Raw genomic sequence first — 25701 nt, forward strand, 5'->3', positions numbered from 1 at the left:
GCTAGCGGGCGCAAGATCGGTTCACTCGCGTTCCGAGAAAGCTGCCGCAGGGTCGTACGGTGGCGAGGTGTACGTGCCCCGCTTCAACGCCCTCGACGACGACGCCGCGATCGACACGCTGATCCGTACGGTCGCTGCCGGCGATCTCGTGACCGCGGACGCCGACGGCATCCCGTACGCGACGCGGCTGCCGCTGGTCTGGCTGCGCGACGAGGACCGCGTGATCGCGCACATGGCGCTCGCGAACCCACACTGGCGCACCCTTGCCGACGATGCGCCCGCGCTGATCGTGGTCACGGGACCGCAGGCGTACGTGTCGCCGTCCTGGTATGCGGCGAAGGCCGAGCATGGACGTGTCGTCGCGACCTGGAACTACACGCGGGTCGAGCTGCGCGGCACGGTCCGTGTGCACCGCGATGCCTCATGGCTCCGCGACGCCGTCACCCGGCTGACCGATCTCCACGAGCAGCCGCGTGCGGAGCCGTGGGCGGTGACGGATGCGCCCGAGCCGTTCGTCGAGGGGCAGCTGCGGGGGATCGTCGGGATCGAGATCGCGGTCACCTCTGTCGAGGCCAAGGCCAAGCTCAGCCAGAACCGTTCGGCCGCCGATCAGGCCGGGGTGATCGCCGGGATGCGGGCAGAGGGTGGTGCCGAGCCGCGCGCGGTCGCCGACGCGATGTCAGCTCACTCCTCGTCGACGTCGGCCCACGACACGGCATCGACCAGGTAGACGAGCTCGCCCGCGCGCGGCTCCCGCGCCTGCAGCACGTGGAAAGCCGGCGAGAACGGCCCCCCGAGGTCGACCACCGTGGCTCCGGCACCGAGCACGGCGCGCGTGCGCGACGGCGGTGCGGTGAGGTCGATGCGGGTCACCACACCCGGGGTCACCCAGACGGGGACCCCGCGCATCGTGCCCGACAGCTGGTGGTGGAAGTGCCCGCACAGCACCGCCTGGACGTCTGTCCCTGCGACCGCGTCGGCCAAAAGGTCGCGATCGTGCAGCCCGACGTCCTTCATGATCAGCGACGAGTCGAGGGAGAGCGGGGGATGGTGGAGCGCGACGATCGTCCCGTACGGCGCGGGCGTCGCGAGCTGGCCCCGCAGCCACGCGAGCTCGCCGCCGCTCAGCTCGCCGTGGACGGCGCCGGGCACGAGGCTGTCGAGCGTGATCACCCGCAGGCCGCCGACGTCGCTCACGGCGGCGCGCTTGCCGGCTGAGGCGCCGGCGAGCCGCCCCACGTCGCGTCCGTCGGCGTCGAGGTGCCCCGAGCCGAGCGCCCGCGTGAACGCACCGCGGTCGTCGTGGTTTCCGGTCGTGTAGACGTGCGGGATGCCGCGCTCCGCGGCGAACGCGCCCACCATCTCGCGGACGGCGACGCATCCTTCGTACGAGCCGTCGTCAGCGATGTCGCCCGTCACGAGGACGAGGTCGAGGGCGGGGACGTGGCGTGCGTCGTGGAGCAGCCCTTCGAGCGCGGCGACCGCGTCGACACCGTCCTCGTCAGGACCGGTACGGCTCACGTGGGTGTCGGAGAGGTGGAGGAGGCGATGCGTGGTCGGCACCCCACGCAGCCTAGGTCACCGAAGGTGCTCGACGGCCGCCGTCGTGAGTGCCCGGGCGTAGCGGCGCTGCCCGGCCGCCGAGCGCATCGTGCGGGCGTCGCGGCGGTTGCGCATGTTGCCCAGCTCGACCATCACGGTGGGGATGCGGCTGAGGTTGAGGGTGCCGAGATCGCCGCGACGCACCAGACCACGACCGCCGGCCGTGTACGTCGAGCGGTGGAAGCCACGCTGCTCGAGCGCCGCGCGCACCTCGCGGCCGAACCGGGCGGAGCGTACGACCGCGCCGCGACGCCTCGTGGTGATCACGTGGAACCCGCGTCCCGACCGGGTCGCACCGTCGCCGTGGATGCTGATCTTGAGGTCGGCGGCTCGTTCGCGTCCGCGGTAGCCCGCGTTGCCGAGCTTGCCGCGGACGTCGACGCACGGCCCCCACAGGCGCCGGCTGTTGCGGCTTCGGGTCATGACGACCGTCGCGCCCAGCGCCTCCAGCTGTGAACGGAGCCGGACGGCGACGCGCCAGGTGAACGTCGCCTCGGGATATCCGGAGGCCGTCGCGGTGCCCGTGGTGTTGCAGGCCTTGCGCAGACCGCCCGCGTTCACCTGCCGGTTGATCTTGCGCGGGAACCGGGAGTTGCCGAGCTGATGGCCGGGGTCGATCACGATCGTCCGGCCCGCAAGCGGTGCAGCGGCGGCGGCCGGGACGACGGTCGAGGCGGCCGGGACGATGGCCGCGCCGATCTGGACGCTCGCCGTCGGTCTCGTCTGCGGAGCCTGGGCAGGAGCTGCGACGACGGCAGCGCCGACGCAGGCGACCACGAACGCGGGCGAGAAGCGCATCCTGGGAGGCTACCCGGATCGCGAGGTCGCCGTCGCGTGTGCCGTGCGGACACCGCCCGATCTGGCACGCTGTGGGCTATGCCAGCCGCGGACGCCGGACGATCGGGGTCGGCGCGCCCCCTCCCGGACGGTGTCGGCGACACCGCCGATCCGTCGCAGCCCAGGTGGCGTCGTACGGTCCGCACCGTCGGTCCGTGGATCCTGACCGCCCTGATCCTGGTCGTCCTCGTCACCCTCGCGCAAGGGCTGGAGTGGGCGGAGGTGTGGGAGACGCTCACCACCCTGCACTGGTGGCAGCTCGCCGTCCTTGTGCTCGGGCTGCTGATGAGGCAGCTCCTCAACTGCCTGCCCCTCGTGTGGTTCATCGACGGATGCAGCGTGCCGCGTGCCTTCCAGAACGACCAGGCCTCGGCCGTGATGTACGCCGTTGCACCCCCGCCGGCGGACTACGTGACACGAATGGCGATGTTCGGCTCGTGGGGCATCGCGTTGCCCGCGGCGACCGCCGGTGCCGTGATGAACACCCTGAGCTTCTACGTGATCCGCTTTGGCGCCCCGCTCCTCGGCGTCCTCGTCATGATCGTCACCGGGATGTACGACTCCGCGGAGATCGTGCCGGCACTCCTCAGCGCGTTGATCAGCGTCGCCATCCTGCTGGCGATCTGGCTCGGCTTCCGAGACGAGCGGCTCGCTGCCTCGATCGGCGGCTGGGCCGCGCGGGTGGTGGGCAGGTTCAAGCGGGGGATCGACATCGACGCGTGGCGGGACTCGGTCGTCGCGTTCCGCCACGCGGCGTACGGGCGCGTCAGCTCGGCGCTCCCGCGCTCCCTTCTCGCGCTCGTCGCGATGGTCGTCGTCGACGCGGGCCTGATCGTGCTGTCGATCCGATTCGTCGGGGTTCCCGCCGACCAGCTCTCGGCTGTCCCCGTGCTGACGGCGTTCCTCGTGGCCTATCCGCTGACTGCGCTGTTCTTCTCCGGCCTCGGCGTGCTCGACGCGGTGGTGATCGCGACGCTGCTCTACCACGTCGACGTCGACAGGAGCCTCGAACCAGAGCTCGTCGCGGCGTTCCTGATCTGGCGCGTGATCTCGTTGGGTGTCCCGCTCGTCCTCGGGGCTCTGTCGCTCATCGCCTGGAAGATCGAGCTCGCCCGACGCTGAGACTGCCCACGTTGCGCGGCGCCCCGTACGCTGAGCACATGCTGTGGCTGTTGATCATCATCGGGATCGTCGTCCTTGCCTACGTCTATCGCGTCCAGCTCCTGTCGAAGGTGCTCGGACAGGACGAGGCCCGCGTGCGCCGGATGCTCGAGCGTCGCAAGGGCGACCGCTAGTCCCTATGGGGGCCTCCGGTCTCGCCGCGGGGATCTTCGTGGTCCTCGCGCTTCTCGGGCTGGCCGCGCTCGCCGCCATCGGCCTCGCCCTCGTCGTCGCCGGTGTGCTCGCGCGCCAGCGCCGCGGCTCCACCTCCCTGCTCTGGTCGGGCGGGGGTGTGCTCGTCGCCGTGGCAGTCACCGTGATCGCGACGGTCGTCTGGGCGCGGCTCTCCGGCGATCCCGGGACGCTGCGCCTCGACGTCAGGGAGCCGGTCACGGTCGCCTCGCTCGACAAGGAGGAGATGCCCGGGTTCCCCGGCGCGTTCGAGTACGACTCCGACCGGGTCGCGCTGGTGCTGCCCGACGGCTCCCGGTTCGCGACCGACGTCTATACGGCGACGCTGTGGGCCGACGGGGACCAGGTCACGTCGGTGCAGCTCAGCGACCGGGCGATGCCGACCGAGGACGCGGTGGCAGTCGTCCAGGGCTGGGCCGACGCGCTGGGCGCACGCCCGATCGGCCTCGGCACCGCGGCGGGCACCCGCTGGTCGGACGCGGTCCTCGCGGGCGGGCTCGAGGCCGAGCTCTCGCTGCAGCCGATCGGTGCCGGGGCGCAGTCACGGCCGTTCCTGTCGATCGAGCTCACCTCCTGACGGCGCTCACCCGCACAGGCGCTCAGCCGCACAGCCGAAGTGCCGTCAGTGCGTACGCCCTCGCGCAGCCCATCACGTCGGCGATCTCGACGTGCTCGTCGACCGCGTGCGCGTCGCCGATGCTGCCTGGCCCGTACTGGAGCGTCGGGACGCCCGCGGCCGCGTAGAGCCGCAGGTCTGAGCCGTACGGGGCACCGATCGGCACCGGCCGCGGGGCGCCCGCCTCGGCTGCCGCCTCGCACACCACGTCGAGCAGCTCGTGGTCGTCGGGGAGCCGCCCCGGGGCGAACACGCCGCCGGGGAACGTCACTTCGACGGGGTGGTCGCGCAGCCACAGGTCCGCGCGAGACGCCTCGCCGACGGCCGCGATCAGGGCCGCACGGGCATCCGCCACCGACTCGCCCGGGCGTACCCCGTACCGGCCTTCGGCGATGCAGAGGTCTGGCACGGTGCTCGCCCAGTCGCCGGCGTGGACGGTGCCGATCGAGAGCGGGTACGGGATCACGAGGTGCGCGAACCGCTCGCCGGGATCGACGTTGCGCGCACGCTCGAGCTCTCGCAGCGCCTCCCGTACGGTGTCGAAGGCGTCGAGGGCACTGATCCCGCTCGACCGCATCGAGCCGTGCGCCGCGCGTCCGCGGACGACGAGCCGGAAGGTCAGCGACCCCGCGTTGTCGGTGACGACCTGCCGGGCGGTCGGCTCTCCGATCACGCAGGCGTCCGCGGTGTGTCCACGTCGCAGCGTCGCGTACGCGCCGAGGCCGCCGTCCTCCTCGCCGATGACGGCGTGGATCGCGAGCGGACGGGCGAGCGTGACTCCCGAGGCGCGCAGCGCCTGGACCGCGCCGAAGAGGGCGGCGACGCCGCCGAGCATGTCGCACACGCCGCGTCCGTACCAGCGGCCGTCGCGCTGGCGGACGGTGAACGGGTCGTTGTCGGCCCACAGAAACGGGTCGCCCGCCGGTACCACGTCGAGGTGTCCGTTGAAGGCGAGCGCGGGGACGTCGCCAGAGCCTGCCCCGAAGATCCCGACGGTTCCCCAGGCCTCCGACCGCTCGACCTCCATCCCCGGGAACTCGGGCTCCTGGCGAAGGACCGGCAGGTCGATCTCCCAGTGGTCCACGTCGGCCCCCAGGCGGGCGAGGCGATCGGCCGCCCAGTGGCTGGCGGCGATCTCGCCGACCGTGCCGTCGACAGGCGCCAGGGCCACGAGCTCCGCAAGGTCGGCCGCGATGGCGTCCTCATCGAGATGGGCGAGGACGGTGGCGGCGTCGGGCACAGCAGTCACGCCACCAGTGTGCGTCACCGGTTCGCCGCCGGGTCCAGGTGGCAGGATCTGGCGACATGACGACGTGCGCACGGGTGACGGGAGTGGTCCTCGCCGCCGGCCAGGGCAGGCGGATGGGCATGCCGAAGGCCCTCGTCGACGCGGGGGACGGCTCGACCTGGCTGGCTCGGACCGTACGGGAGATCGCGGCCGCTGGGTGCACCGACCTCCTGGTCGTCGTCGGTGCCGAGGAGCGGCGGGTCCGGGCCTCGTACGAGGGTCCGCCCGTGTCGTTCGTCCTCGCGCAGGACTGGGCTTCGGGGATGGGGGCGTCGCTGCGGGCGGGCCTCGAGGCGTTGGCGGCCGGGGCAGGTGAGAGGGCTGACGCGGCGCTGATCATGCTCGTCGACCTGCCGGACGTCGGCGCACCGGTCGTACGCCGGGTGCTCGACCACGCCGACGGCGCCGGCGCCGCACAGGACGTGCTTGCGCGGGCGACGTACGACGGACGCCCCGGCCATCCCGTGCTCGTCGGGCGTGGGCACTGGGCGGCGATGGCGGCGACGCTGTCGGGAGACGAAGGCGGTCGCCGCTACCTCGACGCGCACGACGCGACCGCGATCGAGTGCGGCGACCTCGCGGCCGGGCGAGATCAGGACACGCCGCCCGGCACCTCAGGACCGGCATAGGCTGAGCGCGTGAAGCAGCCGCAGACCAGCGACGACCTCGTCCGCGACCTCGACGGGGTCGGCTATCTCGCCGACGACGGGCTCGCGACCATCGCGTACCTGTCGCTCGCGATGCGCCGACCACTCCTCCTCGAAGGCGAGCCGGGGACGGGCAAGACCGCATTGGCGGAGGCGCTCGCGGCCGCGTACGAGGTCCCGCTGATCCGCCTGCAGTGCTACGAGGGGATCGACGCGACCCAGGCGCTGTACGACTGGGACTTCCCGCGCCAGATCCTCCACCTGCGGACCGTCGAGGCGATCACCGATCCGGGCCGACCGGTCGACGCCGATGCGGTGGAGCAGTCGCTGTTCGACGAGCGGTTCCTCCTGGCGCGCCCGATCCTGCGGGCGCTGCGCGAGGCGCCGGCGGTGCTGCTCGTCGACGAGATCGATCGCGCCGACGACGAGTTCGAGGCGTTCCTGCTCGAGGTCCTGTCGACAAACCAGGTCACGATCCCCGAGCTCGGGACCATCCGCGCCGTGGAGCCGCCGATCGTCGTCCTGACCTCCAACCGCACGCGCGAGCTCCACGACGCGCTCAAGCGACGTTGCCTCTATCACTGGATCGAGCACCCGGGCATGGCCCGCGAGGTCGAGATCGTCCGGACCCGGATGCCGGAGGTCTCGCAGCGACTGGCCGAGCAGGTGGTCGGGGTCGTGCAGGAGCTGCGTGCCCGTGGTGACCTGCTCAAGCCGCCGGGCGTGGCGGAGACGCTCGACTGGACGGCCGCGCTCGACCGTCTCGGCCGTGACGAGCTCGACCTCATGACTGCCGCCGCGACGATCGGCGCCGTCTGCAAGTACCGCGAGGACATCGACCGCGTCCGCGAGGCGCTCTCGACGATGCTGGCCTGACCCGTGGCGGACGTCGCGATCTTCGTCGGCTTCGCCCACGCCCTGCGCGAGGCGGGCATCGGCGTGACGCCCGACCGTACGCAGGCGTTCGTCGAGGCCGTGTCGCTGCTCGGTCCCGAGCGTCGTCACGACGTCTACTGGGCGGGGCGTGCGACGTTGTGCGCGGAGCCCGACGACCTCGGGGTGTACGACCAGGTGTTCGCGGCGTGGTTCAGTCCCGACGAGCCGCGCCTGCGAACGAGGACACAGCCGCCGCCCCGCGTCGTGGTCCAGGCCGGGCTCGACGAGGGCGACGACGGCGGTGTCGGCGCGAGCGACGACACGCAGGAGGTCGCGATGATCGCGAGCCGCGCGGAGACGCTGCGACACCGCGACGTCGCCTCGCTGTCGCCGACCGAGCGGGTCGAGGTGGCGCGGATGTTTGACCGCTTGACCGTACGGGTGCCGCTGCGCCGCAGCCCACGCCGTACGCCGCACCGACGGGGAGACCTCGACCCGACGAGGACGCTGCGCGACCAGCTGCGCCGGGCGGGGGAGCCGGGGCCGCTCCGCTACCGCGCGCCACGGCGACGGCCCCGGCGAGTCGTGCTGCTGATCGACGTCTCCGGATCGATGAGTGCGTACGCGGACAGCCTGCTGCGGCTCGCGCACCGCCTGGTCAGCGTGTCCCCGCGGGACGTCGAGGTCTTCACGCTCGGTACGCGGCTGACGCGGGTCACGGCGGCGATGCGGCTGCGCGACCCCGAGGAGGCACTCGCCGCGGCAGGGGCGACGGTGCCCGACTGGTCTGGCGGCACGCGGCTCGGTGAGGTGCTGCGGGCGTTCGCCGATCGCTGGGGGCAGCGGGGCATGGCGCGGGGCGCGGTCGTCGTGATCGCGTCGGACGGCTGGGAGCGGGGCGACCCTGTGCTGCTCGGGGCCCAGGTCGAGCGCCTGCGCCGGTTGGCGTACCGGGTCCTGTGGGCCAACCCCCACCGTGGGCGACCCGGCTATGCGCCCGTGCAGGGCGGGATCGCCGCGGTCCATCCGCACCTCGACGCGCTCGTCGCCGGGCACTCGCTGGCGGCGTTCCAGGCCCTTCTCGACGAGGTCGGGCGCTGAGGCTCGCCGCGGTGTGTCTCCAGCGCGGCGTGCGACCTGCCGGCGCAGCCACTCCGTACGGCCAGAACGTAGTGTGGATCACATGCGTGACGTCCTCGACGAGCTCATGGAGACGTGGAAGGCCGGCGAGACGGCCGGCGTCGCGACCGTGGTCGCGACCTTCCGCTCGGCGCCGCGCCCGGCCGGCGCGTCGATGGTCGTCGCCCCGGACGCGAGCGCGTACGGGTCGGTGTCGGGCGGCTGCGTCGAGGGCGCCGTGTATGAGCTCGCCCAGGAGGTCGTCGGCGCAGGCGACCCCGTGCTCCAGCGGTACGGGGTCAGCGACGACGATGCATTCGCCGTTGGGCTGACCTGCGGCGGGCTCCTCGATGTGTTCGTGGAGCCGGTGTCGCAGGAGACGTTCCCCGAGCTCGGTGAGGTCGCCGCCGACATCGAGTCCGGCCGCCCGGTGGCTGTGGCGACGGTGATCGCGCACCCGGACGGTTCGTGGGTCGGGCGCCGTGCGATCGTCCGCCCCGACGCGTTCGGCGGCTCGCTGGGTTCTGGCCGCGCCGATGCCGCGATCGCCGACGACGTGCGTGGCCTGCTCGCGGCCGGTCGTACGGCCACGCTCACGTACGGCCCCGACGGAGAACGGCGCGGCGAGGGGATGCGGGTCTTCGTGGCCTCGTACGCGCCGAAGCCACGCATGCTTGTGTTCGGCGCGATCGACTTCGCGGCGGCGGTCGCGCGGCAGGGCGCGTTCCTCGGCTACCAGGTGACGGTGTGCGACGCCCGGCCCGTCTTCGCCACGGCGGCGCGTTTCCCCGACGCGCGTGAGGTCGTGGTCTCGTGGCCTCACAAGTACCTCCAGAAGCAGGTCGAGGCGGGCGCGATCGACGAGCGCACCGTGATCTGCGTGCTCACCCACGACCCGAAGTTCGACGTGCCGCTGCTCGAGCTCGCGCTGCGCCTCGATCCGCCGCACCGCCCCGCGTTCGTCGGGGCGATGGGCTCGCGGCGTACGCACGACGACCGCCTCGCGAGGCTGCGTGAGGCAGGGGTCGGCGAGGAGGAGATCGCTCGGCTGTCCAGCCCGATCGGTCTCGACCTCGGCGCCCGTACGCCCGAGGAGACCGCGGTCTCGATCGCCGCGGAGATCATCGCACTCCAATGGGGTGGCCGCGGCGACCGCCTCAGCGCCCGCGACGGACGCATCCACCACGAGATGGAGTGACCCTCGGCGTCGCCCTGCCGCCCCGCACGGTGTGCCACGCCAGCGTGGGCGACGGCGGGAGACTGGATGCCACGTTGGCGCGGGAGACCTCGGTTAGCGAGGCTGGCACGCCGCGCCAACCGATCGCAGCCACGTTGGCGTGGCAAACCGTACGAGCTTCTGCGATCGCGTTGTGATCTACGTCACGCGGGTGTAGGAAAGGCTTCAACCAGTCGGGCACGTGCAACGCCGAGCGGAGTGAAGTCCATGGCCAAGAAACCGATCACCCTCACCGTCGACGGAGTCACGTACACCGACGATGTCGAACCCCGGACGCTTCTCGTCCAGTACCTCCGCGAGCAGCTCGGCAAGGTCGGCACGCTGGTCGGCTGCGACACGACGAACTGCGGCGCCTGCACCGTCCACCTCGACGGCCGCAGCATCAAGTCGTGCACGATGTTCGCCGTCCAGGCCGACGGCCACGACGTCACCACCATCGAGGGGATCACGGCCGCGGACGGCGCGCTGCACCCGATGCAGAAGGCGTTCCACGAGTCCCACGCCCTGCAGTGCGGGTTCTGTACGCCGGGCATGATCATGCAGTCCATCGATCTCGTGAACGAGCATCCCGACCCCGACGAGGCGACCGTACGAGAGAACCTCGAGGGCAACCTCTGCCGCTGCACCGGCTACCAGAACATCGTCAAGGCCGTGCAGGCCGGCGCACGCGAGATGGCCGGTACGCCCGAGTCGACCGAGGCGGGTGCGGCATGACCGTCACCGAGATCGGCTCGCCACGCCGCCGCAAGGAGGACCAGCGCCTCATCACCGGCCGCTCGCGCTTCACCGACAACATCGTGCTCCCGGGCATGCTGCACCTGGCGATGGTGCGCAGCCCGTTCGCCCACGCCCGCATCACCAACCTCGACACCTCCGACGCCGCAGCGGCGCCCGGCGTCGTCGCCGTCCTCTCGGGCGCCGACATCCAGGATCTGTGCGGAACGCTCCCCAACGCCTGGCCCATCACGCCGGACCAGAAGTCCCCGCACCACCCGTCGATCGCCGTCAACCACGTCGCGTTCGCCGGCGAGATCGTCGCCGTCGTCGTGGCTCGGAGCAAGTCCGCGGCCCAGGACGCGGCCGACATGGTCGACGTCGACTATGAGGAGCTCCCGGTCGTGCTCGACCTCGAGGAGGCGGAGAAGGACGAGATCCTTGCGCATCCCGACCTCGGCACCAACAGGTCCGCCCTCTGGATCTTCGACTCGGGCGAGGCAGGCACCGGTGGCAACGTCGAGGAGGCGCTGTCGCAGGCACGCGAGGCCGACGACGAGATCCTCGTCGAACGCACGTACTACCAGCAGCGCCTCATCCCGGCGTTCATGGAACCGCGCTCCACCGTCGTGGATCCGACCGGCGAGCAGACCACGATGTGGTCGTCGACCCAGGTCCCGCACATCCTCCGGCTGATGCTCGCGCTCACGCTCAGCATCCCCGAGTCCAAGGTTCGCGTGATCGCGCCGGACGTCGGCGGCGGCTTCGGCGGCAAGCTCCAGGTCACGCCCGAAGAGGTCATCACGATGATCGTGGCGCGGCGTACGGGCAAGCCCTGCAAGTACACCGAAACCCGCTCCGAGTCGCTGATGGCCGCCCATCACGGCCGGGGTCAGGTCCAGCGGCTCTCGTTGTCCGCGACGCGCGACGGTCAGGTCACCGGGCTCAAGGTGCAGCTGCTCGTCGACATGGGCGCCTATCTCGGGCTCGTGACCTCGGGAGTGCCGATCCTCGGGGCGTTCATGTTCCCGGCCATCTACAAGTTCCCGTCGTACCGGTTCGAGTGCACCAACCTGTTCACCAACAAGGTCTGGACCGACGCCTACCGCGGCGCCGGCCGACCGGAGGCGACGTTCGCGATCGAGCGCCTCATGGACGACCTGGCCGCCGAGCTCGACATGGACCCGATCGAGCTGCGCCGCAAGAACTGGATCCCGCACGAGGAGTTCCCGTTCACGAGCGTCTGTGGACTCGAGTACGACAGCGGCAACTACGAGGCGGCGACGGCGAAGGCGCTCGGGCTGTTCGGGTACGACGAGCTGCGGGCCGAGCAGCAGCGGCGACGCGACGAGGGCGACCCGGTCCAGCTGGGGATCGGCATCTCGACGTTCACCGAGATGTGTGGTCTCGCGCCCTCGAGGGTTCTCGGGTCGCTCGACTACGGCGCGGGCGGCTGGGAATACGCCCAGGTGCGCATGCTCCCGACCGGCAACGTCGAGGTCGTCACGGGCACCAGCCCGCACGGCCAGGGTCACGAGACGGCGTGGAGCCAGATCGTCGCCGACCGGCTCGGAGTCGCGTTCGAGAACGTCGAGGTGCTGCACGGCGACACGGCGATCGCCCAGCGTGGCCTCGACACGTACGGCTCTCGCTCGCTGGCCGTCGGTGGCATGGCGGTCGTCGCGGCGGCGGACAAGGTGATCGCGAAGGCGAAGGTCATCGCGGCCCACATGCTCGAGGCGTCCGAGGACGATCTCGAGTTCGCCGAGGGCACGTTCACCGTACGAGGCACCGACCAGGGCGTGGCGCTCGGCGACATCGCGCTCGCGGTCTTCGCCGCGCACGACCTGCCCGACGGTGTCGAGGCGAGCCTGGACTCGGACGCGACGTTCGACCCGGACAACTTCTCCTTCCCGCACGGCACCCATCTCGCGGCGATCGAGGTCGACACCGAGACGGGGCAGGTGACCCTCCGAAAGTACGTCTGCGTCGACGACATCGGCAACGTCATCAACCCGCTCATCGTCGAGGGCCAGGTCCACGGTGGGCTCGCGCAGGGCATCGCGCAGGCCCTGTACGAGGAAGCGGTGCACGACGAGTCCGGGACCCTCGTGACCGGCTCGTTCGTGGACTACCTCGTGCCGAGCGCGGCGGACCTGCCGTCCTTCGTCACCGACCGTACGGAGACGGCGTCGACGACCAACGTCCTCGGCGTCAAGGGTGTGGGCGAGGCAGGCACCATCGCATCGACCCCCGCGATCGTCAACGGCGTGATCGACGCCGTGCGACATCTCGGAGTCGATGACATCCTCATGCCATGCTCGCCCAGCCGAGTCTGGGCGGCGCTGCAGGGAGCGGAGAAGGGCCGGGGGGCCGACGCCGCCGCACCGACGGTGAACAGCCCCGAGGTCGCTGACCGCGACATCGCGTCGACCGGCGCGGTCCAGACGGGTACGGCCCAGGGGGATGAACAGTGATTCCGACATCTTTCGAGTACGAGTCGCCGGACACGGTCGAGGACGCGGTGCGTCTGCTCGCCGAGGGTGGCGACGACGTGAAGGTCCTCGCCGGCGGACAGAGCCTGATCCCGGTGCTCAAGATGAGGCTCGCCGGGCCCGAGCTGATCGTCGACCTGGGCCGCATCGACGGTCTGCGGGGCATCCGCGAGGACGGCGACGACCTCGTGATCGGCGCGATGACGCCGCACCACGAGGTCGCGGCGAGCGCACTCGTCCGCGAGCACGCCGCGCTGATCGCCGAGGCGACGTCGACGGTCGCCGACCCGCAGGTGCGACACCGCGGCACGCTCGGGGGTGCGCTCGTGCACGCGGACCCGGCGGGTGACCTGCCGGCTCCGGCGTTGGCGCTCGGGGCGTCGTTCGAGATCACCGGCCCGTCCGGCTCCCGTACGGTGCCGGCGTCCGACTTCTTCGTCGATCTCTTCACCACGGCCGTCGGCGAGGACGAGATCCTCACGGCCGTCCGCATCCCCAAGCGCACCGGGTGGGGCGCGGCGTACGAGAAGTTCGTCCGCGTCTCCCAGCAGTGGTCGATCGTCGCGGTCGCGGCGACCGTACGGCTCGAAGGCGGCACGATCGCCGAGGCAAGGCTCGGGCTCACCAACATGGGCTCGACGCCCGTACGCCCGAAGGCGGTCGAGCAGGCCCTCATCGGAGTCTCGCCCGTCGCCGAGGCGGTCGAGGCCGCCGTGTCCGGGGTCGCCGACGGCACCACGCCACCCGACGACCTGAACGGTTCGCCCGACTACCGACGCCACCTCGCGCGCGTCCTGACTCGGCGGGCCGTGGTCCGGGCGGCGGGTGCCTGATGGATCTCTCGCACACCTTCACCGTCCCTGCACCGATCGAGACGACCTGGGCCGCGTTCAACGACCTGGAGTCCATTGCGCCGTGTATGCCGGGGGCGACGGTGGAGGTGGTCGACGAGAACGACTTCACCGGCACGATCAAGATCAAGCTCGGGCCGATCTCGCTGGTGTACGGAGGGTCGGGGACGTACGTCGAGCGTGACGAGGCCGAGCGTCGGGTCGTCATCGATGCAAAGGGCAAGGACAAGCGCGGCCAGGGCACAGCGGGGGCGAAGGTGACCACGCGGCTCTTCCCTGACGGCGAGGGGACCCGTGTGGAGGTGGTGACCGACCTCGCGATCACTGGGAAGCCCGCACAGTTCGGACGGGGGGTGATCCAGGACGTGAGCGACAAGCTGTTGTCGCAGTTCGTCGGGTGCATCAGCGATCGGTTGTCGGCGCCTCCGCCGGGCGTCGAGGAGGAGGTCGTCGTGCCCGAGGCGCCGCCAGAGCGCGGGCGGCACGCCGCGGAAGCACCTGAGCCGCCTCTCGCTGAGCCGGTGCCGGTGCCGACTCCCGCTCCGGGCCTGGTCGGGGGTTCGGCCGCAGGCCCGGCGGGTGACTCCGCCGAGCTCGACCTCGGAGCCACGGTGCTCCCAGTGCTGCTCAAGCGGTATGGGGCGCGGCTCGCGGTCGGCGCGGTCGCCGGGTTCGTGGTCTGGCGGCTCGTGCGGCGGCGCAGGGGCTGACGCGAGTCCGGTCCGGAGCACATGCTCCGGACCACGCGGGATCTCGCGCGAGAATCGCGGTGCCAGTTACCTGGATCCTTGAGCGCAGATCGCTGCGTACCCATCCTGGCTAGAGATCGCGCACGTGTGGCCGGGGACGACGATCACTCCGACGTCGACGCCCAGGACCTGGACGCCGTCGAAGCGGCGTGGGGGACCCGTCTGCCCTCGGCGAGAACGGCGTCGTCGTCGGTGTTCCACGCGACCACGATCCCTTCGAGTGCCCGTCGCACTCACGACACCGGCAACAGCGAATCGTGACCAGCAGCCGGGACCGACGCCAGCCCGTTCGAAACGGTCATTCCCGCTTCTTCTTCCAACAGGGAGGTGAGTGGCTTCCGACCGCGTGACATCTGACGCGACATTGCGTCACCCAATCGCCTTTCTGTGTGACGCAGGTTCTCGGAAGGCCAAAATTATCCCGGAAAGTCAAAGTTGTTCTTGCCGAACCTGCGCCCCATAGTAGACGCCGGATGAGGGAGAACGATGCACATGGATATGGGTGCGAGCAAGGCGAAACAGATCGAAGAAGAACAGCGGTCTCTTGATGCGATGTACGCGCGTCTTGACGCTGACCTGAGCGGGAGCCTATCCGCACATGCGCGGGCGATGGCCGCGCGCGTTGAAGGGCCGGAAGAGCTCTACGAAAGGGATCTTGAGGCCTCGCGGCTGTCCGACAAGATTCGCCAGCTCCGTTCGGCAGAACGGTCCTTGTGCTTCGGACGCATCGACAATGCCGAGCAGAGCGAATCGTTGCATGTCGGCCGGATCGGGTTGCGCACGGACGCGGGAGAACCGGTGCTCGTGGACTGGCGGGCGGAGGCCGCACGGCCGTTCTACTCGGCCACGATGGCCTCGCCACTGGGTCTTCGCCGGCGTCGACATCTGCGCTCGGATGGCCGCACGGTCGTCGACGTCAGTGACGAGATCCTTAACGGAACCACACCGACCGCCGAGGACGTCGTCGGCGATGGCCCTCTCGTCTCTGCGCTGAGCGGTACACGAACGGGGCGGATGCGAGAGGCCGCGGCGACTCTCCAGACCGAGCAGGACGAGATCGTCAGGTCACCGCATCGCGGAATCATGGTGGTCGATGGCGGCCCAGGAACCGGCAAGACGATTGTCGCCCTGCACCGAGCGGCATACGTGCTCTATGCGTTCTCCCAGATCGCTGATCGTGGGGTCCTCGTGTTCGGCCCGAACAGACGGTTCCTCACCTACATTTCCGAAGTGCTCCCCTCGCTCGGGGAGAACGATGTGCAGCTGGCGACGCTGCCCGACCTGATCGGCGCGGAAGCGACGAAAACCGAACCAGACGAAGTCGCGCGCCTCAAAGGCCGTGCGGAGTTCGCTGACGGGCTCGCACGCTGGGTGCAGGCACGTCAGCCTCACGGCGTACCGCTCGAATTTCAGACCGCGCACGGCACGGTTGTCCTTGATTCCGACCGGGTCGACGCCGCGCGGCGCAGCGCCCTCCAGGGCGGCATCGGACACAACCGTGCCCGGGAACTGTTCACCGAACACGTCGTCGCTGAGCTGGTGAACGAACTGGAGCAGCAGACCGCGAAGGAACTCACGGACTTCGAAGCCGAGATCAAGGAGTTCCTCGGCATCGACCTCGATCGCATGTTCGCGGGGAATCCACGGCGCGTCAGCTCCGACGATGCTGACGTGTCCGCGGACGGTCTGGACATCGATTGGGATCAGCTCCGTGAAGAGTTTCTCGACGATCCCGGAATCGACCGGATTGTTGCCACAGTCTGGCCCCGGCTTCGATCCGAGGACGTCGTCCGAGGTCTCCTCGGGGACCACGCCGCACTCGCCCATGCGCTTCCCGATGTGCCGGAGGAGGATCTCGCGCAACTGGTCGGCCTCGCCCAGACGGGGTGGAGTAGCGCCGATCTTGCACTGCTCGATGAAGCACGCACATTCATCGATGGCCTCCCCGAGACCATGTACGGGCACGTCGTCGTCGACGAGGCCCAGCAGCTCTCCGAAATGCAATGGCGGGGGCTGATGCGCCGCTGCCCGCAACGCTCAATGACCATCGTGGGAGACCTCGCCCAGGCCGGTCCCACCACGACCATCCGCACGTGGAGTGAGGCATTGGAACCATTCGTCGACGAGAGGTTCGCCCACCACACGCTCACAGTCAACTACCGCACCACCGCGGAGATCCTGCAGGCGACAGCGGGCCTACTCGCCCGCATCGCCCCCGAACAGCGGCTCTCTCGCTCGATCCGACACGGCGAACCACCGACCGCCCTCACAGTCGCTGGAGAAGACGTTGTCTCCGTTCTCAACGAGCTCATCACACGCATCCGGCAGACGCATCCGGGAGAACTGATCGGCGTCATCGCCACCGCACACCGCTCCGCCACACTGGACGCTGAGGTCAGCGAGACCGACGCCACGATCATCGCCGCGCCCGACACGCGCGGGCTGGAGTTCGACACCGTGATCATCATCGACCCGGTCGGCATCCGATCGGCCAACGAGGCAGGTCTCCGCGACCTCTACGTCGCGCAAACGCGAGCAACTAAACGCCTCCTCACCCTTGAGGTCACGACCCCATCGAGACCGTCACTTGGACCAGGTCAGGTCGATTGGAACGCATGCGTGAGTGCCCGACCTGATTGATCTCGTTGGTTGAGACTGGCTCGACCGACCCCGTACGGGAAGCCTGCACGTTGCGTCCATTCCTGGGGCGGCTGGAATCGGGGAAGGTCACTCCCACGTCGTCAAAGATCATCCGCGCCCTACGGGCGCGTGGGATGCACCCGAAGCGCGCCGAGGGGTGCGACGTCGATGCCCGACTCGGTGCACACCCAGCGTGGCGCGTCGCCGAGCTCGGGCTCGACGCCGAGGGTGTGCTCGGCGGTCTCCTCGCACGACGTGCAGCGCGGCCAGCGGCTGCCGGCGTCGAGCAGGGCGTCCTGGACGTCCTGAGCGACGAGCCCGACGAGGAACGGCGCGCCGTCCGGCCACTGCGCGACCCACCAGCCGCGCTGGCTCAGCGCGTCCTCGAGAACGGAGACCGCGGTCGCGTCGGCCATGCGGCAAGCGGCCAGGTCATGCAGGACGCGGGCGCGCGCCTCGAGGAGGTACTCCGTCACGGCGTCCAGAGTAAGTGTCGAGGGCAAGCCGCGCGGCCCGACGTCACACGGGCACCGGTCGTCCGAGCGCGGTCAGCTCGCGGGTGATGTTGGCGCGGGCGCTGGACTCCCACAGTCGGTAGCCGGGCTCGGTGACGAAGATCCGCGGACGGTTCTGGTAGCGCGACATCACCATGGCGCGCAGCTGGCGGTAGTCCGCGGCCGGGAGGTAGTCGTTCTCCGTACGGATCGCCGCGGCGTACCGGTCGTATCGCGCCTCGTCCTGCCCGAGGATGCTGAGGTCGGCGTCGCAGACTGCGGCCGCCTCGATGTCGCCGGGTGCGGCGAGGTGGTCGCGCGTGGCGAGGACGATCTCGGCGACCCGGTCGCCGTAGCCCGGGCCGAGCCACCGTTGAGCGAGGAGCGCCGAGCGCTCGACGCTGTCGGCGCGGTGCACGTCGTAGACGGCGTCGTGGAACCACGCCGCGGCGCGGGCGAGCTCGACGTCGAACGCAAGGCCCTCAACGGCGAGCGTGTCGAGCGCACCGATCACCTCGGACAGGTGATCGATGTCGTGATGTTCGCGGTGTGGCTCTGACCAGCGCTTCGCCAGCTCGAGCCGGATGCGGGGGTGCACTCTGTCCAGCCTACGGGGGGTCGGAAGCAGGCGCAGGGGAGACGTGTGTCGGTTGTTGACATGGGCGCAGTGTGGCCAAGACGACACCCTTTGATGGCCCAAACAACAAAAATGAGGCGTTGACTGGAGGCGAAGGCATCGTCTCCATCGAGGGGTAGGGAACATGAGCATCGCGACCGACTCACGGCTCGACACGAGCGCCGCCCGTGGCTGGGTGGGTTTCGCCGACGGGCCCTGGCGGGACCGCGTCGACGTGCGGGACTTCATCCAGCGCAACTACACCCCGTACGAGGGCGACAGTGGGTTCCTCGCCGGCCCGACAGCGCGGACGACCCGGATCTGGCAGCGTCTGAGCGCGATGTTCCCCGAGGAGCGCGAGAAGGGTGTCTACGACGTCGACTGGCAGACGCCGGCCGGCATCACGGCCCACGAGCCCGGCTACATCGACCGCGAGAACGAGGTCGTCGTCGGGCTCCAGACCGATGCTCCGCTCAAGCGCGCGATGATGCCGAACGGTGGGTGGCGCATGGTGGAGACCGCGCTCGACACCTACGGCTACCCGGTCGACCCGATGCTCAAGAAGGTCTTCACCGAATATCGCAAGACGCACAACCAGGGCGTGTTCGACGCCTACCCGCCGTCCGTACGCGCTGCCCGCTCGGCGCACGTCATCACGGGGCTCCCCGACGCGTATGGCCGCGGCCGCATCATCGGCGACTACCGCCGCGTGGCGCTGTACGGGGTCGACGCCCTCATCGCGGACAAGCGCAACGACCGTGCCGCCCTTGACATGCAGCCTGCCTCCGAGGACGTCATCCGCGCACGCGAGGAGAACAGCGAGCAGATCCGCGCGCTGAACGAGCTCAAGGAGATGGCCGCCTCGTACGGGTTCGACATCTCCGGTCCCGCGACGAGCGCCCGCGAGGCCGTCCAGTGGACCTACTTCGCCTACCTCGGCGCGGTCAAGGAGCAGAACGGCGCCGCGATGTCGCTCGGACGCACCGCCACGTTCCTCGACATCTACCTCGAGCGCGACCTCGCCCGCGGTGACCTCACCGAGTCGCAGGCGCAGGAGCTGATCGACGACTTCGTCATCAAGCTGCGCATCGTGCGCTTCCTCCGTACGCCCGAGTACGACGCGCTCTTCAGCGGTGACCCGACCTGGGTGACGGAGTCGCTCGCCGGCATGGGCGACGACGGGCGGCCGCTGGTCACCAAGACGACGTTCCGCTACCTGCAGACCCTCTACAACCTCGGTCCCGCGCCGGAGCCGAACCTGACGGTGCTCTGGAGCGACCGCCTCCCTGAGGGCTTCAAGCGGTTCGCCGCGCAGGTCTCTATCGACACCTCGGCGATCCAGTACGAGTCGGACCGCCACATCCGCGAGCACTGGGGCGACGACGCCGCGATCGCGTGCTGCGTGTCCCCGATGCGGGTCGGCAAACAGATGCAGTTCTTCGGCGCGCGGGTGAACCTCGCCAAGACGCTGCTCTACGCGATCAACGGCGGCCGTGACGAGATCACCGGCAAGCAGGTCGGCCCGGCCACCGCTCCGGTCGGCGAGGGGCCGCTCGACTACGGCGACGTCATGCGCCGCTTCGACGCCGAGATGGACTGGCTCGCGGCGACGTACGTGGAGGCACTCAACGTCATCCACTACATGCACGACAAGTACGCCTACGAGCGGCTCGAGATGGCGCTGCACGACTCCGACGTGCTGCGGACGATGGCGTGCGGCATCGCGGGCCTGTCCGTGGCGGCGGACTCGCTGTCGGCCATCAAGTATGCGACGGTGGTGCCCGTCTTCGACGAGCGCGGGATCGTCGTGGACTACGAGACCACCGGCGACTTCCCGACGTTCGGCAACGACGACGACCGCGTGGACGACATCGCCCGCGACCTCGTCGAGCGGTTCATGGAGAAGGTGCGCGCCTACCAGACGTACCGCGATGCGCTGCACACCCAGTCGGTCCTCACGATCACGTCGAACGTCGTCTACGGCAAGGCCACCGGCAACACGCCGGACGGGCGCCGGCACGGCGAGCCGTTCGCGCCGGGTGCCAACCCGATGAACGGGCGTGACACGCACGGCATGCTTGCGAGCGCGCTGTCGGTCGCCAAGCTGCCGTACGACGACGCGCAGGACGGCATCTCGCTGACGAACACCGTGGTCCCGTCCGGGCTCGGGCGTACGAAGGACGAGCAGGTCACGAACCTCGTCGGTCTGCTCGACGCCTACACCGGCTCCGAGGGCTACCACATGAACGTCAACGTCCTGAACCGCGAGACGCTGGAGGACGCGATGGAACACCCGGAGAACTACCCGCAGCTCACAGTACGGGTCTCCGGGTATGCGGTGAACTTCGTCCGCCTCACCCGCGAGCAGCAGCTCGACGTGCTCTCGCGGACGTTCCACGGAGCCGTCTGATGACCGCCGCCCTCCTCGCCGACGTCCCCGCGGCCGACCTCGACCGCGGGGAGCGGATGGCGGCGATGCGCTCCGGCGAGGTCGGGGCGGTCCACTCGTGGGAGCTCGTGACCGCGGTCGACGGGCCGGGGACGCGGATGACGACGTTCCTCACCGGCTGCCCGCTGCGCTGCCTGTACTGCCAGAACCCCGACACGTGGCGGATGCGCGACGGTACGGAGGTGCGTGCCGACGACCTTGTCGCGCGGATCGCCCGCTACCGGCCGGTGTTCGCCGCGACCGGCGGCGGCATCACGCTGTCGGGAGGCGAGCCGCTGATGCAGCCTCGCTTCGTCGCGCGGGTGCTGCGCGGTGCCAAGGAGCTTGACGTCCGCACCGCGCTCGACACCTCGGGCTTCCTCGGGACCGCGGCGACCGACGAGATGCTCGACGACGTCGACCTCGTCCTCCTCGACGTGAAGTCGGGCGACGAGGAGACCTACCGGCGGGTGACGGGCCGTACGCTCCAGCCCACGCTCGACTTCGGCGACCGGCTCGCCGCGCGCGGGACCGAGGTGTGGGTGCGGTTCGTCCTCGTCCCCGGTCTCACCGATGCGGACGAGAACGTCGAGAACGTCGCCCGCATCGTCGAGCGCTGGCCGAACGTCAGCCGTGCCGAGGTGCTGCCGTTCCACCAGATGGGCCGCGAGAAGTGGGAGCGGCTCGGTGCCTCGTACGATCTCGCCGACGTCACGTCGCCCTCACCCGAGCTCGTGGCGCGGGTCCGGGAGCAGTTCGAGGCGCACGGCCTCACGACGTACGTCGGCTGAAGGCTCAGTCGTCGTCGGGCTCCTGACCCTGGAACAGGCGATCGCGTCCCGGGCCACCGCGCAGGATGTCCCTGCCGGGTCCGCCGACGAGCGTGTCGTTGCCCGGGCCGCCCCACAGGTGGTCGCGACCGCGGTTGCCCTCGAGGTCGTCGTTGCCGGAGCCGCCGCGGATGCGGTCGTTGCCGGCGTTGCCCTGGATGTCGTCGTTGCCCGACCCTCCCCAGATGTGGTCGTTGCCGGCGTTGCCCTCGATGTCGTCCTCTCCGGCCCCGCCGCAGATGACGTCGTTGCCGCCGAGGCCCACGATGTCGTCCTCGCCGCCGAGCCCGGCGATGACGTCCCGTCCGCTGGTCCCGCGCAGGTTGTCGTCACCCTGGGTGCCGATGATCGTGGCCCGCAGGCCCCCGCAGGTGGCGGCCTGCGCGGCCTCGGCCGAGCCGGTCGTGAGAGCCATGCCGGCGATCCCGAGCAGGGACGCGGCTCCGAGTGCGAGGGTACGGCGCGCGGTGGTGCGAGTCATGATGTCTCCTTTGTCCGAAACCGTCGGGGTGACGACTTCAGGTAACCCTCGGACCGTGAGGCATGCATAAGTCCCCGATGAGAGGCCTCTCATCAGGTCCGCAGCGCCGGATTTCAGTGCGGCCAGGAAGGCGAGCGTCCGGCGAGCGCGACGACCCGGTCGAGTAGAGGGGCGTCCCCCGGCACGGGCAGCGGGGGTCCGAACAGCCCTTCGCGGGCCTGCGCCTGCTCCGGCTTCGCGGACTCCTCGACGAAGCGGTGCACGACGGCCAGATCGCCTGGGTCGACCTCGTACGGCTGCCCCGTGGCGCGCGCCAGGTCCCAGCCGTGCAGCACGACCTCGTCGAGCGCCACCGTCGCCGCGATGTCGGCAGGCATCGTGACGCCTCCGGCGGTCGCCTCGCCCTCCCACGCCTCGGGCGAGCGCCAGGCCTCGGCGAGCGCGTCGAGGCGCTCGGGGATCCGCTGTCGCCATCCAGGGGAGAGTGCGGCGCCGGACGGTGCGGGAGCGGCGCCGAGCATCGGGTCGTCGGACTTGCGGGCCGCGAGCGTGAAGGCGAGGGAGAGGCCGTCGAGGTGCTCGAGGAGGGTCGCGACGTCGTAGTCGCACGGGGTCGGCCGGGTCAGGTCGTCGTCGCCGACGCCGTCGAGCAGTGCTGCCACCCGCCGGGTCGAGGGGCCGAGATCGAGAAGGTCAGGCATTCGGGGGCCTTTCGTCGTCCGGATCTGTCGAAAATCAGACCACGACCGACGCAGGAACTCATCGAGGTGTCGACGGTGTGAGTGCGAAGACCAGGTCGTCGAGGGTGCCGAACTGCCCGTCAAACGTGTCGGAGCCCGTCGGCGGATCTCCGACCGGCCGCTCGACGAAGGCCGTCCGCATCCCGATCGCCTGCGCTCCGCGAAGGTCCCAGGCGTGGGCGGCCACCATCAGCATCCGCTCAGGGGCACAGCCCGCGGTCTCGACGGCGAGCCCGTAGACCTCTGGTGCCGGCTTGTACGCCTGGACGGTCTCGGACGAGAGTGCCTGGTGCCACCGCAGTCCGGCACGGGCGTTGAGGTGGAGGAGCGTCGTACGACTGGCGTTGGACAGTCCGATCAGCGGGTAGTGGGCGGCGAGTCGCTCCAGCCCAGCGACGGAGTCGCCCCACGGGGAGAGGCGCCGGCCGGCTGTGGATAGCCGCGCGAGCGTGGCCACGTCGGTGACACCGGCCAGGTCCGCCACGACCCGAGCGGCCTCGCAGTCGAGGACGTCGGTGCTGGCGTACGGGCGGCCGCCTCGGGCGATGCCCTCCTGCTCGCGCTCGATGTGTTGCTGCCAGGCGGCGAGGAGCGCATCGACCGTCGCCTCCGACGACGGCACCACTTCGCGGATCGCCGCGCGAAGGCCGCTGGGCTCGTCGACGAGCGTCCCCAGGACGTCGAACACCACGACCTCGATGTCACCGTTCTCGATCACGAGCCCTCCTCACGTTCGGCGGGTGTACTCAGACGTCGGCGGCGTCGACGATCCGGTAGGCGTAGCCCTGCTCGGCCAGGAACCGCTGCCGGTGCTGGGCGAACTCCGCATCGACGGTGTCGCGGGCGACCACCGCGTAGAAGCGGGCCGTACGCCCGTCGCCCTTGGGACGCAGCAGCCGGCCGAGCCGTTGCGCCTCCTCCTGGCGCGACCCGAACGAGCCCGACACCTGGATCGCGACGGACGCCTCCGGCAGGTCGACCGAGAAGTTCGCCACCTTGGAGACCACGAGCAGGTCGATCTCGCCGGTACGGAACGCCGCGAACAGCGCCTCGCGCTCCTTGACCGACGTCTCGCCCTTGATCACGGGAGCGTCGAGGCGCTCGGCGAGGTCGTCGAGCTGGTCGATGTACTGGCCGATGACCAGGGTCGGCTCACCCCTGTGCTCCTCGACCAGCCTCTGGACCACCTCGGTCTTACGGCCGGTCGACGCCGCGAGCCGGTAGCGGACGTCGGCCTCCGCCGTCGCGTACACGATCCGTTCGGAGTCGCTCAACGTCACGCGCACCTCGACGCAGTCGGCGGGAGCGATGTAGCCCTGTGCCTCGATGTCCTTCCACGGCGCGTCGTACCGCTTGGGCCCGATGAGGCTGAACACGTCGCCCTCGTGGCCGTCCTCGCGCACGAGGGTGGCGGTCAGGCCGATCCGGCGCCGTGCCTGGAGATCGGCGGTCATCCGGAAGATCGGCGCTGGCAGCAGGTGGACCTCGTCGTACACGATCAGGCCCCAGTCGCGGGCGTCGAACAGCTCGAGGTGCGGATAGACGCCCTTCCGGCGCGTCGTCATCACCTGGTACGTGGCGATGGTGACGGGTCGGATCTCTTTCTTGGCCCCGCTGTACTCGCCGATCTCGTCCTCAGTGAGCGTCGTACGACGCAGCAGCTCGTCCTTCCACTGACGTGCCGAGACGGTGTTGGTGACGAGGATCAGGGTGGTCGCCTGCGCCTGTGCCATGGCGCCAGCACCGACGATCGTCTTGCCCGCACCGCACGGGAGGACGACGACGCCGGACCCGCCGTGCCAGAACGACTCGACGGCCTCGGCCTGGTACGGCCGCATGTGCCACTCGCCGTCCGACAGGGCGATCGCGTGCGCCTCGCCGTCGACGTAGCCGGCGAGATCCTCCGCGGGCCATCCGACCTTGAGCAGTGCCTGCTTGAGCGCGCCGCGTTCGGAGGGGTGCACCACGATCGTGTCGTCGTCGATCCGCGCCCCGAGCATCGGCGCGATGCGCTTGGAGCGGATCACCTCCTCGAGAACCGGCCGATCGGTCGTGGCGAGGACGAGCCCGTGGGTCGGGGTGTTCTCGAGCCGCAGGCGCCCATAGCGCGACATCGTCTCGGCGACGTCGACCAGGAGCGCGTGCGGCACGGGATAGCGCGAGTAGTCCATCAGCGCGTCGACGACCTGCTCGGCGTCGTGGCCGGCGGCGCGCGCGTTCCACAGGCCGAGCGGCGTGATGCGGTAGGTGTGGATGTGCTCCGGAGACCGCTCGAGCTCAGCGAAGGGTGCGATGGCGCGCCGACACGCGGCCGACTGGTCGTGGTCGACCTCCAGGAGGAGCGTCTTGTCGGACTGGACGATCAGGGGACCGTCGTTCATACGTCTCCTCGGGGGTTTGCGGCGGCGCCTGCCCGCTTCCGTGCACGGTACGCCGCGACGTTCGCTCGGGAGGAGCAGCGATCGGAGCAGTAGCGGCGCGAGCGGTTGGGGGAGGTGTCGACGTAGGTGTTGGCGCAGCCGTGCGCCGCGCAGACGCCGAGGCGTCCAGGGTCGAGGTCGCAGACCAGGATCGCGATGCCCATCAGCGACTCCGCGACCAGCAGATCGGCGACCGAGGCGGCACGGTCGGCGACGTGCAGACGCCACCCGCTCGGGCTCGTGCCGGTGTCGGTGGCGGCGATGTCGGTGGGGACGATGAGCGGCGTGATGCGGTGGGTGGCCAGCAGGGTGTTGACGGCGACCACCACGTCCGCAGCCCTGCCCGCTCCACCATGCTCGAAGACCGGTCGCAGGCGCCGCTGGAACCGTTGCAGGGTGCGGACGTCGCGGTCGGTGACCTGCGGGACGAGCCACTCGCGCTCGGCGAGGTGGTCGCGGACGTCGTCCACCGAGCCCAGTGACGCGTTGGCGAGCATTGCCGCGCGCTCGGCGTAGCCCACAAAGTCCATCCGGCCATGGTAGCCGGGGGACGGAGATCGGTAAGCGCTGTAGATCACTTTGGACATGACGGCCCCGTCGGTAAGATGTAAGCAGTAGCAAGATCAATGCTTGTTACCCACATCGTCACCCTCGCCGCTGTTCCCCCC

At 70.3% G+C, this 25701-nt stretch carries 25 protein-coding genes; 15 read left to right on the forward strand and 10 right to left on the reverse strand.

What is annotated here, in order from left to right:
- The first annotated feature begins 67 nt into the window (after window positions 1-67).
- A complete protein-coding gene (locus HCT63_RS04465; RefSeq protein ID WP_167001554.1) occupies window positions 68-730 on the forward strand; it encodes an FMN-binding negative transcriptional regulator in 663 nt (220 codons plus the stop codon).
- Here the strand turns inward: HCT63_RS04465 and HCT63_RS04470 are convergent.
- Window positions 685-1563, reverse strand: coding sequence for a metallophosphoesterase (locus HCT63_RS04470; protein ID WP_167001555.1), 879 nt, complete (start codon window positions 1561-1563; stop codon window positions 685-687). The genes HCT63_RS04465 and HCT63_RS04470 overlap by 46 nt on opposite strands.
- A gap of 15 nt (window positions 1564-1578) precedes the next feature.
- A complete protein-coding gene (locus HCT63_RS04475) occupies window positions 1579-2400 on the reverse strand; it encodes an N-acetylmuramoyl-L-alanine amidase (protein WP_167001556.1) in 822 nt (273 codons plus the stop codon).
- Window positions 2401-2478: 78 nt separating this feature from the next.
- Between HCT63_RS04475 and HCT63_RS04480 the strand changes: the two genes are divergently transcribed.
- The 3 genes from HCT63_RS04480 to HCT63_RS04485 are packed head-to-tail and all read left to right on the forward strand — an operon-like array spanning window position 2479 to window position 4369.
- A complete protein-coding gene (locus tag HCT63_RS04480) occupies window positions 2479-3561 on the forward strand; it encodes a hypothetical protein (RefSeq protein WP_167001557.1) in 1083 nt (360 codons plus the stop codon).
- A gap of 38 nt (window positions 3562-3599) precedes the next feature.
- Complete coding sequence (locus HCT63_RS20645; RefSeq protein ID WP_279587724.1) at window positions 3600-3734, forward strand: hypothetical protein; 135 nt, start codon at window positions 3600-3602, stop codon at window positions 3732-3734.
- A 5-nt stretch (window positions 3735-3739) separates the two neighbouring features.
- Entirely contained in the window at window positions 3740-4369 is a 630-nt protein-coding gene (locus HCT63_RS04485) for a hypothetical protein (protein ID WP_167001558.1), read from the forward strand.
- A gap of 22 nt (window positions 4370-4391) precedes the next feature.
- On the opposite strand, the gene HCT63_RS04490 is transcribed toward HCT63_RS04485, so the two are convergent.
- A complete protein-coding gene (locus HCT63_RS04490) occupies window positions 4392-5657 on the reverse strand; it encodes an ArgE/DapE family deacylase (RefSeq protein ID WP_167001559.1) in 1266 nt (421 codons plus the stop codon).
- A 56-nt stretch (window positions 5658-5713) separates the two neighbouring features.
- Here HCT63_RS04490 and HCT63_RS04495 point away from each other — a divergent pair, with 56 nt between their 5' ends.
- From HCT63_RS04495 to HCT63_RS04535, 9 genes are all read left to right on the forward strand, one after another.
- Entirely contained in the window at window positions 5714-6325 is a 612-nt protein-coding gene (locus HCT63_RS04495) for a nucleotidyltransferase family protein (RefSeq protein WP_167001560.1), read from the forward strand.
- 9 nt (window positions 6326-6334) lie between these two features.
- A complete protein-coding gene (locus HCT63_RS04500) occupies window positions 6335-7219 on the forward strand; it encodes a MoxR family ATPase (RefSeq protein ID WP_243842876.1) in 885 nt (294 codons plus the stop codon).
- A 3-nt stretch (window positions 7220-7222) separates the two neighbouring features.
- Complete coding sequence (locus HCT63_RS04505; RefSeq protein ID WP_167001561.1) at window positions 7223-8320, forward strand: VWA domain-containing protein; 1098 nt, start codon at window positions 7223-7225, stop codon at window positions 8318-8320.
- Window positions 8321-8402: 82 nt separating this feature from the next.
- Window positions 8403-9536, forward strand: a complete 1134-nt coding sequence (locus HCT63_RS04510) for an XdhC/CoxI family protein (protein ID WP_167001562.1) — start codon at window positions 8403-8405, stop codon at window positions 9534-9536.
- 246 nt (window positions 9537-9782) lie between these two features.
- Window positions 9783-10289, forward strand: coding sequence for a (2Fe-2S)-binding protein (locus tag HCT63_RS04515; RefSeq protein ID WP_167001563.1), 507 nt, complete (start codon window positions 9783-9785; stop codon window positions 10287-10289).
- On the forward strand, window positions 10286-12766 hold the full coding sequence (locus HCT63_RS04520) for a xanthine dehydrogenase family protein molybdopterin-binding subunit (protein WP_167001564.1): 2481 nt from the start codon (window positions 10286-10288) through the stop codon (window positions 12764-12766). Before HCT63_RS04515 ends, HCT63_RS04520 begins: the two co-directional genes overlap by 4 nt.
- Complete coding sequence (locus tag HCT63_RS04525; protein WP_167001565.1) at window positions 12763-13617, forward strand: xanthine dehydrogenase family protein subunit M; 855 nt, start codon at window positions 12763-12765, stop codon at window positions 13615-13617. Before HCT63_RS04520 ends, HCT63_RS04525 begins: the two co-directional genes overlap by 4 nt.
- Complete coding sequence (locus HCT63_RS04530) at window positions 13617-14345, forward strand: SRPBCC family protein (RefSeq protein WP_167001566.1); 729 nt, start codon at window positions 13617-13619, stop codon at window positions 14343-14345. Before HCT63_RS04525 ends, HCT63_RS04530 begins: the two co-directional genes overlap by 1 nt.
- 537 nt (window positions 14346-14882) lie before the next feature.
- On the forward strand, window positions 14883-17024 hold the full coding sequence (locus tag HCT63_RS04535) for an AAA family ATPase (RefSeq protein WP_243842877.1): 2142 nt from the start codon (window positions 14883-14885) through the stop codon (window positions 17022-17024).
- Window positions 17025-17143: 119 nt separating this feature from the next.
- On the opposite strand, the gene HCT63_RS04540 is transcribed toward HCT63_RS04535, so the two are convergent.
- Together HCT63_RS04540 and HCT63_RS04545 are read right to left on the reverse strand one after the other, a co-directional pair.
- The gene (locus HCT63_RS04540; protein WP_182397140.1) at window positions 17144-17500 is read right to left on the reverse strand and encodes a hypothetical protein; all 357 of its coding nucleotides are present in this window, start codon (window positions 17498-17500) and stop codon (window positions 17144-17146) included.
- 43 nt (window positions 17501-17543) lie between these two features.
- On the reverse strand, window positions 17544-18116 hold the full coding sequence (locus HCT63_RS04545; RefSeq protein ID WP_167001568.1) for a hypothetical protein: 573 nt from the start codon (window positions 18114-18116) through the stop codon (window positions 17544-17546).
- A 163-nt stretch (window positions 18117-18279) separates the two neighbouring features.
- On the opposite strand from HCT63_RS04545, the gene pflB reads away from it, so the two are divergent.
- Complete coding sequence (gene pflB / locus HCT63_RS04550; protein ID WP_167001569.1) at window positions 18280-20544, forward strand: formate C-acetyltransferase; 2265 nt, start codon at window positions 18280-18282, stop codon at window positions 20542-20544.
- A complete protein-coding gene (pflA, locus tag HCT63_RS04555) occupies window positions 20544-21353 on the forward strand; it encodes a pyruvate formate-lyase-activating protein (protein WP_167001570.1) in 810 nt (269 codons plus the stop codon). The genes pflB and pflA overlap by 1 nt, the downstream gene beginning before the upstream one ends.
- 4 nt (window positions 21354-21357) lie before the next feature.
- Here pflA and HCT63_RS04560 read toward each other — a convergent pair whose 3' ends face one another.
- The 5 genes from HCT63_RS04560 to HCT63_RS04580 all read right to left on the reverse strand — a co-directional run bounded on the left by HCT63_RS04560 (window position 21358) and on the right by HCT63_RS04580 (window position 25563).
- Complete coding sequence (locus tag HCT63_RS04560) at window positions 21358-21873, reverse strand: calcium-binding protein (protein ID WP_167001571.1); 516 nt, start codon at window positions 21871-21873, stop codon at window positions 21358-21360.
- 113 nt (window positions 21874-21986) lie between these two features.
- A complete protein-coding gene (locus tag HCT63_RS04565; protein WP_167001572.1) occupies window positions 21987-22574 on the reverse strand; it encodes a TIGR03086 family metal-binding protein in 588 nt (195 codons plus the stop codon).
- A gap of 58 nt (window positions 22575-22632) precedes the next feature.
- Complete coding sequence (locus HCT63_RS04570; protein WP_167001573.1) at window positions 22633-23331, reverse strand: haloacid dehalogenase type II; 699 nt, start codon at window positions 23329-23331, stop codon at window positions 22633-22635.
- 28 nt (window positions 23332-23359) lie between these two features.
- Window positions 23360-24994: a DNA repair helicase XPB gene (locus tag HCT63_RS04575; protein ID WP_167001574.1), complete on the reverse strand. Its 1635-nt coding sequence runs from the start codon at window positions 24992-24994 to the stop codon at window positions 23360-23362.
- Window positions 24991-25563: a CGNR zinc finger domain-containing protein gene (locus tag HCT63_RS04580; protein ID WP_167001575.1), complete on the reverse strand. Its 573-nt coding sequence runs from the start codon at window positions 25561-25563 to the stop codon at window positions 24991-24993. The genes HCT63_RS04575 and HCT63_RS04580 overlap by 4 nt, the downstream gene beginning before the upstream one ends.
- Window positions 25564-25701 lie beyond the last annotated feature (138 nt).

This window comes from Mumia sp. ZJ430 (genome assembly GCF_011751845.1).
GTDB lineage: Bacteria > Actinomycetota > Actinomycetes > Propionibacteriales > Nocardioidaceae > Mumia.